13 protein-coding genes are annotated in these 15,352 nt (G+C 50.8%); 11 read left to right on the top strand and 2 right to left on the bottom strand.

Annotated features, from left to right (window positions below):
* Window positions 1–51 precede the first annotated feature (51 nt).
* The 3 genes from P40081_RS36500 to P40081_RS19115 are packed head-to-tail and all read left to right on the top strand — an operon-like array spanning window position 52 to window position 5,167.
* Window positions 52–1,641, top strand: a complete 1,590-nt coding sequence (locus tag P40081_RS36500; protein ID WP_052421900.1) for a TerB N-terminal domain-containing protein — start codon at window positions 52–54, stop codon at window positions 1,639–1,641.
* An 8-nt stretch (window positions 1,642–1,649) separates the two neighbouring features.
* Window positions 1,650–2,969, top strand: coding sequence for an ATP-binding protein (locus P40081_RS19120; protein WP_042141234.1), 1,320 nt, complete (start codon window positions 1,650–1,652; stop codon window positions 2,967–2,969).
* Window positions 2,966–5,167: a DEAD/DEAH box helicase gene (locus P40081_RS19115; RefSeq protein WP_042137692.1), complete on the top strand. Its 2,202-nt coding sequence runs from the start codon at window positions 2,966–2,968 to the stop codon at window positions 5,165–5,167. The genes P40081_RS19120 and P40081_RS19115 overlap by 4 nt, the downstream gene beginning before the upstream one ends.
* A gap of 225 nt (window positions 5,168–5,392) precedes the next feature.
* Here P40081_RS19115 and P40081_RS19110 read toward each other — a convergent pair whose 3' ends face one another.
* Entirely contained in the window at window positions 5,393–6,703 is a 1,311-nt protein-coding gene (locus tag P40081_RS19110) for an amidohydrolase family protein (RefSeq protein WP_042141233.1), read from the bottom strand.
* A gap of 165 nt (window positions 6,704–6,868) precedes the next feature.
* Here P40081_RS19110 and P40081_RS19105 point away from each other — a divergent pair, with 165 nt between their 5' ends.
* The 8 genes from P40081_RS19105 (at window position 6,869) to P40081_RS19075 (ending at window position 14,854) form a co-directional block, all read left to right on the top strand.
* Complete coding sequence (locus P40081_RS19105; RefSeq protein ID WP_042137690.1) at window positions 6,869–7,300, top strand: MarR family winged helix-turn-helix transcriptional regulator; 432 nt, start codon at window positions 6,869–6,871, stop codon at window positions 7,298–7,300.
* A 244-nt stretch (window positions 7,301–7,544) separates the two neighbouring features.
* Window positions 7,545–7,709, top strand: coding sequence for a hypothetical protein (locus P40081_RS38580; RefSeq protein ID WP_156118648.1), 165 nt, complete (start codon window positions 7,545–7,547; stop codon window positions 7,707–7,709).
* 244 nt (window positions 7,710–7,953) lie between these two features.
* Window positions 7,954–8,394 (top strand): GNAT family N-acetyltransferase, encoded by a 441-nt coding sequence (locus P40081_RS19100; protein WP_042137688.1) that lies wholly within the window; start codon window positions 7,954–7,956, stop codon window positions 8,392–8,394.
* Between the two features lie 117 nt (window positions 8,395–8,511).
* The gene (locus P40081_RS19095) at window positions 8,512–9,885 is read left to right on the top strand and encodes an extracellular solute-binding protein (protein ID WP_042137686.1); all 1,374 of its coding nucleotides are present in this window, start codon (window positions 8,512–8,514) and stop codon (window positions 9,883–9,885) included.
* Window positions 9,886–10,040: 155 nt separating this feature from the next.
* Window positions 10,041–10,931, top strand: coding sequence for a carbohydrate ABC transporter permease (locus tag P40081_RS19090; protein ID WP_039301056.1), 891 nt, complete (start codon window positions 10,041–10,043; stop codon window positions 10,929–10,931).
* Window positions 10,932–10,949: 18 nt separating this feature from the next.
* Entirely contained in the window at window positions 10,950–11,774 is an 825-nt protein-coding gene (locus P40081_RS19085; protein WP_042137684.1) for a carbohydrate ABC transporter permease, read from the top strand.
* A gap of 93 nt (window positions 11,775–11,867) precedes the next feature.
* Window positions 11,868–13,646 carry a cache domain-containing sensor histidine kinase gene (locus P40081_RS19080; RefSeq protein WP_042137682.1) on the top strand — a complete coding sequence of 593 codons (1,779 nt, stop codon included), beginning with the start codon at window positions 11,868–11,870 and terminating at the stop codon, window positions 13,644–13,646.
* Complete coding sequence (locus tag P40081_RS19075) at window positions 13,643–14,854, top strand: response regulator (RefSeq protein ID WP_042137680.1); 1,212 nt, start codon at window positions 13,643–13,645, stop codon at window positions 14,852–14,854. Before P40081_RS19080 ends, P40081_RS19075 begins: the two co-directional genes overlap by 4 nt.
* A 61-nt stretch (window positions 14,855–14,915) precedes the next feature.
* Here P40081_RS19075 and P40081_RS19070 read toward each other — a convergent pair whose 3' ends face one another.
* Window positions 14,916–15,281 carry a DUF4190 domain-containing protein gene (locus P40081_RS19070; RefSeq protein WP_042137678.1) on the bottom strand — a complete coding sequence of 122 codons (366 nt, stop codon included), beginning with the start codon at window positions 15,279–15,281 and terminating at the stop codon, window positions 14,916–14,918.
* Between the last annotated feature and the right edge of the window lie 71 nt (window positions 15,282–15,352).

The raw sequence follows: 15,352 nt of genomic DNA, 5'->3' as shown, positions 1-15,352 counted from the left end.
ATATGGTATAATGGTAAAAATTATTATGGCACACTAATGGAGCGGGTAAGTATGGCTAAAGACAGGCAGGGCCTGCATTTCACGGAGCTGGTCTGGGAGAGCACGGAGCAGAATATGGCAATTCCGCCGCGGAGTTCTGCAGAAGCGGTTATACCGAAGCCTCCGGAAGGTCCGGGCAAGAAGAAAACGTCCCAATATGATACAGTACAGCTCCAGCTATGGGATATGGAAGAGACACAGGAGCCGGTAACCACTACGGAGAGCCAGTTTGTCCAGCGGGCCCGGGAGCTTGCGGATCATAAGGAGCCTGCGGCTTTATTTGTTCCCTTTAAGAGCTATTGGCCGACTTACGGCCATATGACAGGTGCGCAGAGCCGGTGGTATTTCTTCTGGCGGGATGAAGTCCGGCAAGGGAGATACCCTAAGACCGACCTCTCCTATATTTTTCTGCATATATATGAGCTGATTAACGGTGTGGGCTGGGATGAGCCGCAGGATGGATGCCGTCAGCTCGGCTTGCTCTGGGAAGCCTACCGTGACAAGTATAAACGTCTGGATCAATACCTTGGCGGATGGATTGCGGATTTCTCATTCGTGCATAAGCTGGATATCCCGCTCTCGGAGATTGTTATCCGTACACGCGGGCTTGCCGGGGACTTGGCAGAGCTTGAGCTTGTCCGCTGCCTGTCTGCTGCCCCGGAGCAGCTTAGCATCGAGGTGCTGAGTGTGATGTCGGATTATGATATCAGCAAATCGAAATTTTATACAGGTGAAGGAAAAGCTGCTGCGGAAAAGTACATCCCCCAAGTAGTGGCACTAATTGATACGTATGTCGCGCGGAAGCACGGCTCGAATCTGATCACGATGTTCCCGCCCGGTCCGCCGGTTGTCCGTGAGCGGTATTTGTTCCGCAGCGCAGTATATGATATCTCACTCTATGGCTACTCTGTTCTTATACCTGTCGTACGAATCAGCAAATCGCCGCCGCTGCGCAGTCTGATTACACGCTTATTCCGGCTGACCGAGAACAAGCTGCGGGCACTTATGGGTTATCGCGGACGGCTCAAGGATGTCAAGGTTGATGCCGACATGGAGGGCTTGGTGACCAAGTTCCTGCAGCGTGAATTCCTGAAGGCGGAGCAGGAGGAGAAGGGTCCGGCAGTTGTGATTGATCAGCGGAAGCTGGAACAGCTGAAGAATGACTCCGAGGTGGTGCGTTCGCTGCTCACGGTGGAGGAAGCGCTGGAGAAGGATGATGAAACGGATTGGGAACAGGAGACAGCGGGTGAAGAAGAGCCAGCGGTTAGAGAAAGTGACGAAGAGAAGCTGGACATTATTGTTGAAGAACCTGCTGTGCGAGGACAAGCAGATTCTCCGCTGCCAATTATTGATGGCGAAGCGGACAGCTGGACGTCCTTCGCTTCTGAACTGAGTCTGCTGCAGCGGGATGTGCTGCTTGCGCTGGCAGAGGATGACGGCCTGGTGAAGGTGAACCGGCTGGCAGCGGGCGGCGGGACCATGGCAGAGCTGCTGTTTGATGAGATTAATGAACTTGCTATGGATAGTCTGGGGGATCTCGTCATCGACGGTGAAGAGCTGACCGAAGAATGTATATCCATGCTGCACTATATAAAGAGGTGAAATCAGGAATGAACCCACTCAAAATACCGAAGCGGATGACCACCGCGCTCGTCAACTCGCTGACAGCGGGAGTTGTGCCGCGTATCGGTCTTGAATATATTGCCGTCGGCCGCCGGCCGGAGGTTGAAGCCATTCTCCGCGATATGGATAATATCGCCGAGGGCGGAGCCGCCTTCAAGCTGATTACGGGCAAATTCGGCAGCGGCAAAAGCTTTCTGCTGCAGATTATCCGCAATTACGCGATGGACCGGGACTTCGTGGTCGCGGATGCGGACTTGTCGCCGGAGCGGCGGCTTGTCGGTACGAAGGGGCAGGGGCTTGCCACCTACCGCGAGCTGATGAGCCATCTGTCAACTCGGACGCGCCCCGATGGCGGGGCACTGGAGATTATGCTGCAGAAGTGGATTATGTCTCTGCAGCAGGCCGTCATGCAAGAGAAGGGCTATGGGCCGGATGCGCTGGAGCTTGGTGAAGAAGTGGAGCAGCGGATCTATGCGGTTGCCTCCGAGATGCGCGGGCTTGTGCATGGCTTCGACTTCGCGAAGGTGCTGGCCTCTTACTGGAACGGGCATAAGCTGGCTGATGACGCACTGAAGCAGGATTCGCTGCGCTGGCTGCGCGGCGAGTTCGCGACCCGCACGGAAGCGCGCAAGGCGCTGGGTGTGGGCGTTATTATCGATGACGACAACTGGTATGATTATATGAAGCTATGGGCGGAATTCACCGGGGCCATCGGCTATAAGGGGTTGCTGCTGTTCATCGATGAGGGAGTCAACCTCTACAAGATAACCAACAGCATCTCCCGCCAGAGCAATTATGAGAAACTGCTGACCATGTTCAACGATACGATGCAGGGCAAGGCAGAACGGCTGGGGATCTTCGTCGGCGGCACACCGCAGTTCGTTGAAGACCACCGGCGCGGCTTATTCAGCTATGAGGCACTCCGTTCCAGGCTGGTAGCCGGGCGGTATGCCGGTGCCGGACTGAATAACTTCACCGGACCGATCATTGCGCTGGACATGCTCTCCCATGAGGAGATTCTGATTCTGCTACAGAAGCTGCGGGACATTCACGCGCTACACTACGGGTATGAAGCCAGACTGACGCAGGAGCAGCTGGTGCATTTCATGGAAGAGGCTGTGAACCGGCTGGGTGCAGATGAGCTGCTTACCGCGCGTGAGGTCGTGCGCGACTTCATGGATCTGCTGCATACGCTGAACCAGCATCCGGAAATGTCGTTCGAGAAGCTGGTCGGGGAGCGGACTCCGCGGCCTGCCGAGACCGGGCAGAATGAACTGGACGGATTCCTGGCGGAGTTTGACCTATGAGTGATAACCCTTTCTACCGGCTGGCTCCGTTCATTAAAGAATTCATCTACAAGAACCGCTGGGATACGCTGCGTGAGGCCCAGGTAGATGCTTGCCGGGTGCTGTTTGACACACCGCATCATCTGCTTATCGCTTCCGGAACCGCTTCGGGCAAGACAGAGGCGGCTTTTTTCCCCGCGCTTACGGAGCTGTATGAGCGTCCGTCCGCATCTGTAGGTATTCTGTATATCGCTCCGCTGAAGGCGCTGATCAACGATCAGTTCACCCGGTTAAATGATTTGCTCCGCGAAGGGAATATTCCGGTCTGGCACTGGCATGGCGATGTGCCGCAGGCGGATAAGACGAAGCTGATGCAGAACCCTTCCGGGGTGCTGCAGATTACACCGGAATCGCTGGAAGGTCTGCTGATGAACCGCCCGAATGCCATCCCGGCGCTATTCCATGATCTGCGCTTCATCGTAATCGACGAAGTGCATGCCTTCATGGGGGCGGACCGCGGCATTCAGGTGCTGAGCCAGCTGGCCCGGATCTCGCGGATGGCCGGCTGTCATCCGCGGCGGGTGGGTCTGTCCGCAACGCTGAGCGACTACGCCTCCGTCACGGAGTGGCTGGCGGCGGGCACGCGGGAGAGCGTGGAGGTCAGTGCACCGCAGGGCGGGCGCAAGCTGCGCCTGAGCGTGGAGCACTTTTCTTTCCCGGATGCGCGGAATGAGGAAGAAGCCGAACACCTGGAGCGGGCGCGACAGGCTTATTACGGCTTCATCTACGACCATACGCATGTGAAGAAGGCCTTGATCTTCACGAACAGCCGCACAGACGCCGAGGAGGCGATTCTGGAGATGCGGCGCATTGCCGCTAAGCGCGGCGAGCGGGATGTCTTCCATGTGCATCATGGAAGCATCTCCGCGATGCTGCGCGAGGAGACGGAGGCCGCGCTCCGCCAGGGTGCGGGGCCGGCTGTGGCTGCAGCGACGCTGACGCTGGAGCTGGGGATTGACCTGGGCGAGCTGGAGCGGGTGCTGCAGCTCGGCGCGCCTTACAGCTGCGCGAGCTTCGTGCAGCGGCTGGGCCGCTCGGGCAGGCGCGGGGACGCCGCCTCCGAGATGATCTTCGTCACGCCCGAGGAGGAGGACGAGGAGGCGCAGCTGCCTGCGCGGATGCCGTGGACGCTGCTGCGGGCCATTGCCGTAATCGAGCTGTACGTACGCGAGAAATGGGTCGAGCCGCTGGTCGTGCGCCAGCTGCCGGTCGGGCTGCTGTATCATCAGACGATGAGCATCCTGAAGAGTATGGGGGAAGCGGAGCCGGATGACCTGAAGGAGGCGGTGCTGAGCCTGCCGTCCTTCCGCAGTATTGATCCCGCTGATTATGACGCCTTCATGGAATACATGCAGGGCATGGGCCACATTGAGAAGATGGATGAGGGCAGTCTGCTGATTGGCATGGCGGGGGAGAAGATCGTCAACAACTTCCGTTTCTATGCGGTATTCAAAGACGATGAAGAGCATGTCGTCTATAATGGCACCGAGGAAATCGGTTCAATTACTACAGTGCCACCGCCGGGCTACTGCTTCACCCTGGCCGGCAAGCTGTGGAAGGTGGAAGAGGTCGACAACCGCCACAAGGCGGTCTATGTCAAAGGATCACGCGGCAAGGTAGACACCTTATGGCTTGGAGCCGGAGGGGATGTCCACACCCGGATCATGACGAAGATCCGCGAAGTGCTCGGATCGACAGCCTTGTATCCGTATCTTGCGCCAAGCGCGGCCACCAGACTGGAGCGGGCCCGCAGGCTTGCCAAAGAGAGCGGACTCTTGACGCGTTCTGTCCTGCCTGCCGGAGGAGACTCCATGTTCATCCTTCCATGGGCGGGCAGCCGGCAGTTCCGTACGCTGGAGCGCCTGCTGAAGAACAATCTGAAGGGACCGCTCGGTCTGCGGTCCGTCGTGCCGATGGAACCTTATTATATGGTTGTCGCCGGCAAGGCAGATGCAGAGACGCTGGAGGAAGAGATCATTGCCGAAACCGCCGCAGCTACGGATGCTATTTCCCTGCTCGGACCGGATGAAGCCCCTTACCTCGGCAAATACGATGAATTCATCCCGCATGATCTGCTGCGCAAAGCTTTTTCGCTCGACGGGCTGGATGTTCCGGGATTGCTCAGCGTGATTAAACAGTGGAAGCAGCCGCCAGCATAATTGATATAGTAATATATAACAAGAAGCAGCCGATTCTAACGTGATCGGCTGCTTCTTTTGAATAATTAGTGGCGAAAAGTAATGCTTGCTTTCAACGGGATGCTCCAATGAAATTCATGGACCCAGCGATCAGAATGTTTTATATGTTTGTAGGGCGGCCGTGTAATTATTTCGTTTACACTAAGTAATCGCTCTGACGACATAGTACGGGGATATCGGCTCTGATTAATATCGTTGTTGCACACCTTTGAACCACACGGATTTGATCGACAAGGTATCCGAGATGTTGGTTGTCGGATCACCGGTTACTAAAATAAGGTCAGCGCGTGCGCCTTCGGCAATACGACCGCGATCGTTAAGACCAAAGCAACGGGCCGGTTTTGCGGTAGCTGACTGAAGCGCTTCTATCGGAGTGAACCCGGCCTTCACCAGCAATTGCATTTCATGATGGACGCTGGCTCCATGAGCAAGGCCGCCAAGATTCGGAACAGGAACCGGCGCGACATCCGTCCCTACCAGAATATCAACTCCGGCACGGTGAAGGTCCATCACATTTTTAAAGCTGTTCTCCATATTGCCTTGCGGAAACGTATTGAAGCTTGAGTTCAAGATATCGATCCAATCCGAACTTAACTTGGAATGAACACGCGGATCATTCGCCAATTCCGATGCCGGATTTCCAAGGATAGATGAATTCAACACCAAGCACGGTGTAACAAAAGCGCCTGAAGCCGCTATGGACATTACTAACCCGGACGTATTCTCGGGTCTGTCGATAAACAAGTGGCCCAAACCGTCGACTCCAAAATCGATGGCCTCTTGCGATGAAAGAGCCGTCAATACGTGGGCGATGACCAGCTTATCGAACTTGTGGGCTTCTGTCACGGCTGTTTTTAGAATCTCCTCGCTTAGTACAGGCAGGCCAGGCGCACCCATGACCGTTCCTTCTTCAATCATGATCTTAATATAGTCGGCGCCATTCTCCACTTGGGTATGCACATGTTTAATCGCTTCTTCCACCGTTGTCACTTGCGGTATTTCTTCGTGATCGTGAGCGTATGCAGCCAACATCGATTCCCGGTCTTCCTCCGATAATTTCTCTAGTTCCTTTAATATGAATTCCGGTATTTCATCTCCATCTGGCAATAATTCATCTGGGTGTCCGCCCGGAGCGGTGATCGCTGTGCCAGCAGAACGGACGTCTGCGACGTCATTCACATTTTTTAACTGAATCTCGCGCCCTCTTTTTGTAAAATCGCCGTTCATTTCGAGTTCTGTTGTCACGCCGAATTTTAGTGCATCTCGTAATCCGCCGATCGAAGTGTGGACATGTGCATCAATGAAACCAGGCATTAGAGTCGCATTTTCTCCATCGATAATCGTTGCACCAGCCGGAAGGTCTCCGCCCACTGAAATTATGGACTCCCCCTTAACGACAATATGTCTTGGCGCAATCATTTGATTTCCATCAAAAATACGTATATTTGTAATTGCCGTAACTTGTTCTAACGCAGCATTTTGTGTGACCTTATCCATCTCCATATGAATTCCTCCCAAGTGTTTGTAATTTGAACAATTCGAAGTATAACTATTAGTTAACTAACAGTAAATAATCTAATTATTCTTTTGACAAGCCTATAGGATCACTGTATAGTTTATTTGCTTACAGTTAGATTCCTAACAATCACAGGGGGGAAGATCATGGAATCCCGAAAGGATACGCCTTATCTGGATTTGTTTCAGATTATCGGTCTTAAGTTAAAGAAAAGAGCGGACGAAAGTATAAAAGAGCAGGGGTTAAACGCTCAACAAGGAAAAGTAATCGATTATATTTACCAGAACCAAAATAATCATATTATTCAAAAGGACCTTGCCGATAGGTTTCATCTACGTGGGGCCAGCATTACAAGCATGCTTCAAGGTCTAGAGCAAAAAGGGTTCATCGAGCGCAAAATCCCGGCCAATAATGAACGGCAAAAAAATATATATGTATTGCCAAAAGCGATTGAACTGATTGCAGACTTTCAAGACTCATTCCAAAGGGTGGAGGAAGAAATCGTTCAAGTCCTTACCGAGGAGGAGAAGCAAATCTTGAAGGAAATATTGATCAAAATTAATGAAAGATTATCATAAAGGAAAAAACCTGCTCGACGGCTGCTTTCAAAGAAATACCGAAATAAGGGATTAGTTATTACAGGATAAAATCATTGAACTCCATAACGGGGTAACTATAGCTTAACAATCATTTAACCGAGGTTGCCGGTATGAGACGGCAGCCCCGGTTAGCTATGGGCAGACGTTGAAGTGAGTGGATATTTGTCAAGATGAATGGCTTCGTTACCATAGCTTTGTTCAAAATTGGGACGAGGGTGTTTGTATGGCGAAAATAGATAATGGAGCAGGTGATCATCTAATTATTTTGTTTTCCGCTGATGGCTCCATAATAAAAGGCTTCGATCATGAATCTGAATTAAGCCCATATGGCGTAAAAACAGTGACACTAACTGGCACAAGGGAAAAGTTGAGATTCCAAAAGGTGTAAGCGATGGTTCTGATTTTTTAGTGGGCTGTATATTCCATACACCAGAGGATTTTGTAGAATTTGCAATAGGTTATTTTGAGTTATCACCATCCTTAGATGTTGTTGCAAAAATTTACGATGATTTCCCCATTACGGAAGAGATGATCAATATCCTAAATTCCAACTGTGATGTACAGGAAGTTTTTCAAGAATTAGAGTTGTTAAACTTTAGGGGTTAGATATAGAAATGGAGGGGTGACCGAAGATGGATTCTGTTGCAAATGTACGGCTGGCATCCTTAACCGATGCTGAAGATCTTTCCAGACTAAATCAGGAATTTAACGGTGGTGCACCAAGACCCGCAGCTAAGATAATTGAACATTTGAATATAAATCATAATGAACTGATTGCCGTAGCAGAGATAAATGGTAGAATCGTTGGTTTTGGCTGTGCTCAATGCTTTTCTTCATTTTGTTATGATGAACCCTATGGAGAAATTACTGAACTCTACGTAGAAGAAGCCGCTCGAAGAAAAGGAATTGCAATTGCCATTATTTCTTGCCTGGAAGAAAATTTTAGAGAACGCGGAGTGAAAAGTATAAAGGTACTGACAGGTAGAAGCAACACTGCTGCAACCAGAACCTATGAACAGTGCAGCTATGTTAAAGACGATGAACAGATGTTAGAGAAAAGGTTGGACGATTAGGCTGCTTAAGTGCAGTATACCTAGAAAAAACAAACCTTTATTCTGTAGTTCCCACCTTGTTGGAAGCGCTTCACAGGATGATAATAAGCATATCACGAACACAGGGGGCATCAATTAATGGTCAACAGAAAAATGAAGCAATCCGCTACCATCGCTTTCACCGCAGTTATGGCGTTAAGCCTTGCAGCATGCGGTAACTCGAACAACAACGCAAACGACGGCGCCAAAAACAACGCCGCACCGAACACAACAGATAGCGGAAACGCCGCAGCAACAACTGCTCCAAGCGACAAGAAAGTAACAATTACCTTCCAGAATATCTATCCTGACCCTGCAACACCGGCTTACAAAATGATCAACGAGCTGACCGAGCAGTACCAGAAGGATCATCCGAATGTGAAGATTGAACTGGATACGCTGAACACAGACCAGCAGAAGGTGAAGCTCAAGACACAGGCTGCTTCCAAAGAAGTACCGGACATCACCATCGTTAACCCGGCTGCACAAATGAAGCCTTTCGTAGATGCAGGATTGTTCGCTCCACTGAATGATATGCTCGATCAGAATGGCCTGAAAGACACTTATCAGGAAGGCCTGCTCGATTACTACAGCTTCGACAACAATGTGTATGCGCTTCCTGACGGCAACAACATCGAAGTCGTGTACTACAACAAAGATCTGTTCGCACAAGCAGGAATTGCTGCTCCTCCGACAACCTTTGAAGAATTGCTCCAGGATGTCAAAATCCTGAAAGATAAGGGAATTACCCCACTGGCTATCGGTGAAAAAGATTCCTGGACCGGCTCGTTCCTGTTCATGAACATCCTGCTCCGCACCAACGGCGGCCCTGGATTCCTGCAGGATGTGCTTGACGGCAAGAAAACCTTCGAAGATCCTGCATTCGTAGAAGCTGTAGAAGCATTCCAGCAACTGGTTCAAGCCGGTGCATTCCCGGATGGAGCTACTTCCATTGATGCCAATGCCGGCGGTAACATCTTCAAAACAGGTAAAGCGGCAATGTGGTCGATCGGATCTTGGGAAACAGGCGCAATTGACGCATCGCCTGTAGCCGGTAAAGTTGGAGCCTTCCAATTCCCTACAGTGAACGGCAAGGGCGATCCTAACGAATTCATGCTTGCACCAGGCAGCGCATTTGCCGTATCTGCAAACAGCGAACACCTGCAAGAAACCAAAGACTTCCTGAACTACTTCGCTTCCGAATATCCTAAGAAACAGTTTGAACTGAAAAATGCTGTAGGTATCGGTCAAAAGGTAGACGGCGACCTCAAAGCTGCCGGTTACTCTGATCTGGCTGTTAACATTGCCGGCCTGTTCAACCAAGTTAAAGGCGGAGACCTGGCGTTCGATAACACGATGAACCCTGCAACAGCTCAAGTTCACCTCAGCAGCATTCAGAACCTGTTCGTACAGAAAATGGATTCCGCTGCAGTGGCGAAAGAGCACCAGGCTGCATTTGAAGCCAACAAATAAGCAATCCGCTATAGGCAACCGTAAAGCTGTCCTTCTCGATGCGAAGCAAGCTGATCCAGGCTTCTTCGCATCGAGTTTATCATGAAGATTTTCAATGTGAATATCGTAAATATCGTAAATAGACAAAGAATCTGCTTGTTTAGGAGGCGGGAAAGATGAAAGTACTTAAGGTGCCAGCACGCACAATAGCCGTCTTCATACTGCCATGTCTGCTCTTGTACGTGTGCCTTGTGTTTGTTCCCATACTGGTATCATTATATACGGGCTTATTGAAGTGGGACGGTCTTACTACTGCGGAGTTTATCGGTTTAGGCAATTTCAAAGATATGTTCTTCAATGATCCTGTGTTCTGGCCTTCCGTACGAAGAACTCTGCTGTATGCAGTGGCTTCCATGCTGGAAATTCCACTTTGCTTAGGAATGGCTATCCTGCTTAACCGTTATCTGAAAAAAGCTAATACACTGGTGTCGATCTACTTCACACCGGTGATCCTGTCGGTTGTTATCATTGGACAACTCTGGAAGACCATCTACAACCCTACTTCCATGGGGGGCATGCTGAATGGCGTGTTGGTGTCACTCGGTCTTGACAGCTGGACTCACAACTGGCTCACCGAGCCGAACATCGCCATGTATTCCCTTTATCTGGTATCACTCTGGCAGTTCTTCGGCTACCATCTGCTGATCCAGTATACCGGAGTGCAGAATATTCCTGATGAGCTATATGAAGCGGCCAAAATTGACGGAGCAGACGGCTTCAAAGCGGACCGTTATATTACCCTCCCGCTGATTGTTCCGATCTTCAAAATATCGATTATCCTGGCGTTTATCGGCTCCCTGCAGGCCTTCGATCTGGTCATGGTCATGACAGGCGGCGGTCCGGCGCATGCGACAGATGTCATCTCAACCCATATGTATAACAGTTCCTTCATGTCCTTCAAGTATGGATACGGCAGTGCGATCGCAACGTTCCTGGTTGTTGTCTGTCTCATCTTTACCGGAGTGATCAATACCATCTTCAATAAACTTGAGAAAAAATACAACTAGGAAAGGAGTGCGCGAATCATGCGTAAATTAAAAAAAGGAATCGTGTATCTTCTTTTTGCAATCCCTGTGGTTACCCAGCTGTACCCGCTATTATGGCTGTTGCTATACTCACTCAAGACCAACGAAGAAATCATGGACGGCAGCTTCTTTTCTTTTCCCAAAAAAATTCAATGGCATAACTACTATGAAGCTTACACCTCCGGGAGTTATCTGAAGTATCTGTCCAACAGCGTATTCGTTACTGCGTTTACAATGATCTGTGTCATTCTGCTGGCTTCAATGGCAGCTTATGCGATCTCGCGGTTCCGCTGGAAATACGGCAATCTCGTGATGACCATCTTCCTGATGGGGATGATGATTCCGATGCAGGCTACCCTGCTGCCGCTGATGATTATTTTCAAAAATATGCATATCCTGAATACCCATTGGTCGCTGATTCTGCCTTACGTCGCATTCTCCACACCAATCGCCGTATTCATCTTAAGCGGATTCATGAGAGCTATCCCGCATGAGATTGAAGAGTCAGCGTTCATCGACGGAGCGAGTGTGTACCGGATCTTCCGCAGCATTATTCTTCCGGTGTCAGTGCCGCCGGTAATGACGGTGTGTATCCTGACCTTCATCAACATCTGGAACGAGTATATCCTGGCAGCAACGTTCATCTCGTCCGAGAAGCTCAAAACCCTGCCATTCGGGGTCTACACCTTCGTCAGCCAGTATTCGGTCAACTACGGCAACATCGGAGCATTCCTCGTTATGGGTGCGCTGCCGGTGATCCTGATCTACTTCTTCCTGTCGAACCAGATCACAAAGGGCATGGTGGCAGGAGCTGTCAAAGGCTGATCTGCAGAATTATGAATTCACGCGTTGCATATAAAATTGGGTTAGATTTATAATAGGAAACGGCAGGACAGGGTGTTGAAAGGAGAGAGTCCTATGAAGAGCGGCTTTCATTCCATCCATCATCGGTTGTTCTTGCTGTTTCTTTTTTGCATGTCCAGTATTCTGCTTATTGTCAGCTTGCTGTACTATAACCGGACTACGGATCAGCTGCATGAGAAGATCAGTGATTTGTCGCAAAAAAACGTCGCCCAGACCGCAGGTTTGTTCACACTCCTCTACAAGGGCTATGATGCATTGTCCAAATCGCTCAGCAATAACTTCGAGATGATTCGTCTGATTAATGAGAAAACCGATGAGCCGGCGGTGGCTTATATCAATGAGCAGACTGTGACGAATATTATCGGCTCGATTTTTTATTCACGGGATGACCTGGTGGGCATTCATGTGATCACAGACAGAGGGAAGATTTATAATTACGGGAATTATATGAACGTGGTCGATCCGGATTACGCCGATGAAGACTGGTATCACCAGCTGCAGGCCTCGTCAGGTAAAATGGTCTGGCTCGGGGTGTACCAGCATTCCCTGATCGATCAGGTGGAGGACAGCCCGGTGTTCGCCTTCGGCCGGCAGATTTATGATCTGAATGAGCATAAGCCGATCGGGATCGTGCTGTATGAGACGAATCCGCAGCCGGTGCTGGATGCCCTTGAGAACTTGAAGCTCGGTGAGCACAGTCAGGTGTATCTGATGTCCCCGGATGGACGGTTTGTCACTTCTGCTACAGATCCGACGCCGGACGTCTCCAATCTGCCTATGCTGCCGACTTCGCAGAATGTGATGGTTGAGCAGCAAAGCGACCGGCTGGTCGTAGCCTCCAAGCTGTCATTCTCCGGCTGGTGGGTGATGAGTATAACCCCGGACAAGGATTTGAATGTAGAGCTGATTGAGATGAAGCGCTATTTGCTGATTGTCATCTCGGCGCTGATTATTGTCTCAACACTGATTGCCTCGATCGTATCTCAGACCATCTCCTCGCCGCTGAAGAAGCTGATCCGGGAGATGAGGCAGGTAGAGGTCGGTAACTTCCGCGGAATGGTCAATGTCTCCTCCTATCAGGAGATTAATATTCTCGTGGCTTCCTTCAACCGGATGGTCCGGCGGATCGAGGAGCTGATTGAACGCGTGAAGCTCTCGTCCGTCAGTGAGAAGAATGCCGAGCTGCATGCGCTGCAGTCCCAGGTTAATCCGCATTTCCTGTACAATACACTCGATATGATCTACTGGATGCTGGATGAGGAAGGCAATGAGCAGCTGGGTGAGCTGGTCCTGTCCCTGTCCTCAATGTTCCGTTACAGCAGCCAGTGGGAGGATGGGGCCGAAGTGAGCCTGCGCGAAGAGCTGGAGCAGATTGGCCATTATCTGAAGATTATCTCAATCCGGCTGGAAGGGCGGCTGCAGATTATTACGGAAATCGATGAACGCTGGCTGGACATCCGTGTTCCCAAAATGACAGTCCAGCCTGTAATTGAAAACGCCGTCAAGCACGGTCTGGAATCACTGGGCCGCCAGGGTATATTGAAGGTATATACCAGAGAAGAAGGTTCCGTTCTTAGACTGATTGTGGAAGATAACGGAAACGGAATGAATGAGGAGCAGCTGAAACGGCTGCAGGACTCGTTGAATGGGGACGCTCCTAGTCCCAGTCCCAAGGAGAGCGGCAAAAGCGGCATCGGCCTGCAGAACCTGCACCGCCGGCTGCAGTTCATGTTCGGGGAGTATTATGGCCTGCAGATTCAGAGTTTCCCCGGAGCAGGGACACAGGTTGCCATCGTGCTGCCGATTTCAGTGGAAGGAGAACAGACTACGTGAATATTCTTATTGCCGATGATGAACGGGTCATACGTGAAGGCATCAAGCGCACCATCGGGCAGATTAGCCCGGAGCATCAGGTATTCGTGGCCGCCCGGGCGGAAGAAGCGGTTAAAATCATGGAAGAACAGCGCATCCACATTGTGCTGACCGATATTCTGATGCCGGGAATGAACGGCCTCGAATTCATGAAGATCTCGAAGCGCCGGTATCCGTATGTGAAATGGATTGTCATCTCTGCCCACAGCGAATTCTCCTATGCGCAGGAAGCAGTCCGGCTGGGTGCGAGAGACTATCTGCTTAAGCCGATCGGCAAAACAAAGCTGACTGAGCTTATTGACAGCCTAACAACGGAAATCCAGCAGGACAATAATATCTCGCGGCAAGGCGAACGGCTGAAGGCCAGTCTGAGATTCCTCCGTGAGGGGGTATTCCAGCGGCTGGCCTCGGGGCTGGATATCGGGAATCTGGATATTGAGCCTTTTATTGAAGATTACAACCACTTCTATCTGGTAATGGTCCAACTGGACCCGGGTGACAAAAGTGTCCGCCTGGAGCATTTCATCGTCGAGAACGTGCTGTCTGAGCTGATCGACCAGCATGGACGGGGATTCGTTGTCAGCTATGACCGGCAGAGTCTGCTGGGCCTTATTACGCCGGGTGAGAACATCCGGGTGGAGCATTTCCAGGAAGAGGTCAAGGCTCATTTGACGCATTACCTGAAGATTCCTTTCCAGATCATCCACTCCGGGCTCAGCTACGACTTCAACACCGTGCCGCAGGTTGTGAAGCGGATGCGGGAGGCTTCGGCCTCCCAGGCGCTTGAGCTGGAGCCGATGAAGGGCAGCGGGGAGAAGGCCATTGATGTTGCGCTGCACTATATCAAGGAGCATTTCTACGAGGATCTGTCACTGGAGAAAATGGCTTCGGTGGTGTTCCTGAATCCGGCGTATTTCAGCCAGCTGTTCAAGCAGAAGACGGGGCAGGGCTACAAGGAATATGTAACCTCCCTGCGGCTGGAGCAGGCCAAGCTGCTGCTGCTCAATCCTAAGCTGAAGCTGGCTGAAATTGCTGAACGGGTGGGTTATCAGGACATGCGCCACTTCACGCAAATGTTCCGTAAGAAATATCAGCTTACACCGACGGAATACCGTCAGCAGGAGAGCATCAATATTCTCATGAGTAAGGGTACTCCGCCGCAACAATAAAAGGAAGCTGATGCCGGTTATCGAAACCGGTGTCAGCTTCCTTTTATTGTTTTTTCACCCTTTAAAAGCTGTTTAAATTGTTGAAATAATTCACCGTGTCGGTGTCAATATTACCAAACATCACGAGTGCAAGAACAAACAGGAGGATTAGTACAGCGTAAATGATGGTGCCGACAATCCCGCAGACCAGCCCGGCAATCGCCAGCCCCCTGCCTTGCTCATAGCGGAGACGGATCTCCTTGAAGGCGAGTGCAGCCAGAACGATCGCAATAATTCCGAAGATAAGTCCGATATAAGGAACTACGATGGAGAGAATGCCGAGCACCAGTGCTGCGATCGCTTTGCCGTTCGTCCGCTCCTGGCGGGGCGGCGGGGGAAACTGTTGATAAAATTCCTGATCTCCAAAGGGTGGGGGTTGATAACTCATAGATTAACTCCTTCATAGTTTGTGAGCAGAGGCTCCATAGACAGATACATGTTTCTAACAGTATATAATAT

The sequence above is a fragment of the Paenibacillus sp. FSL P4-0081 genome (assembly GCF_000758565.1).
Lineage (GTDB): Bacteria > Bacillota > Bacilli > Paenibacillales > Paenibacillaceae > Paenibacillus_AQ > Paenibacillus_AQ phytohabitans.
The sequence above is the reverse complement of the archived record's forward strand: the minus strand, read 5'-3'. Positions and strand labels throughout refer to the sequence as shown.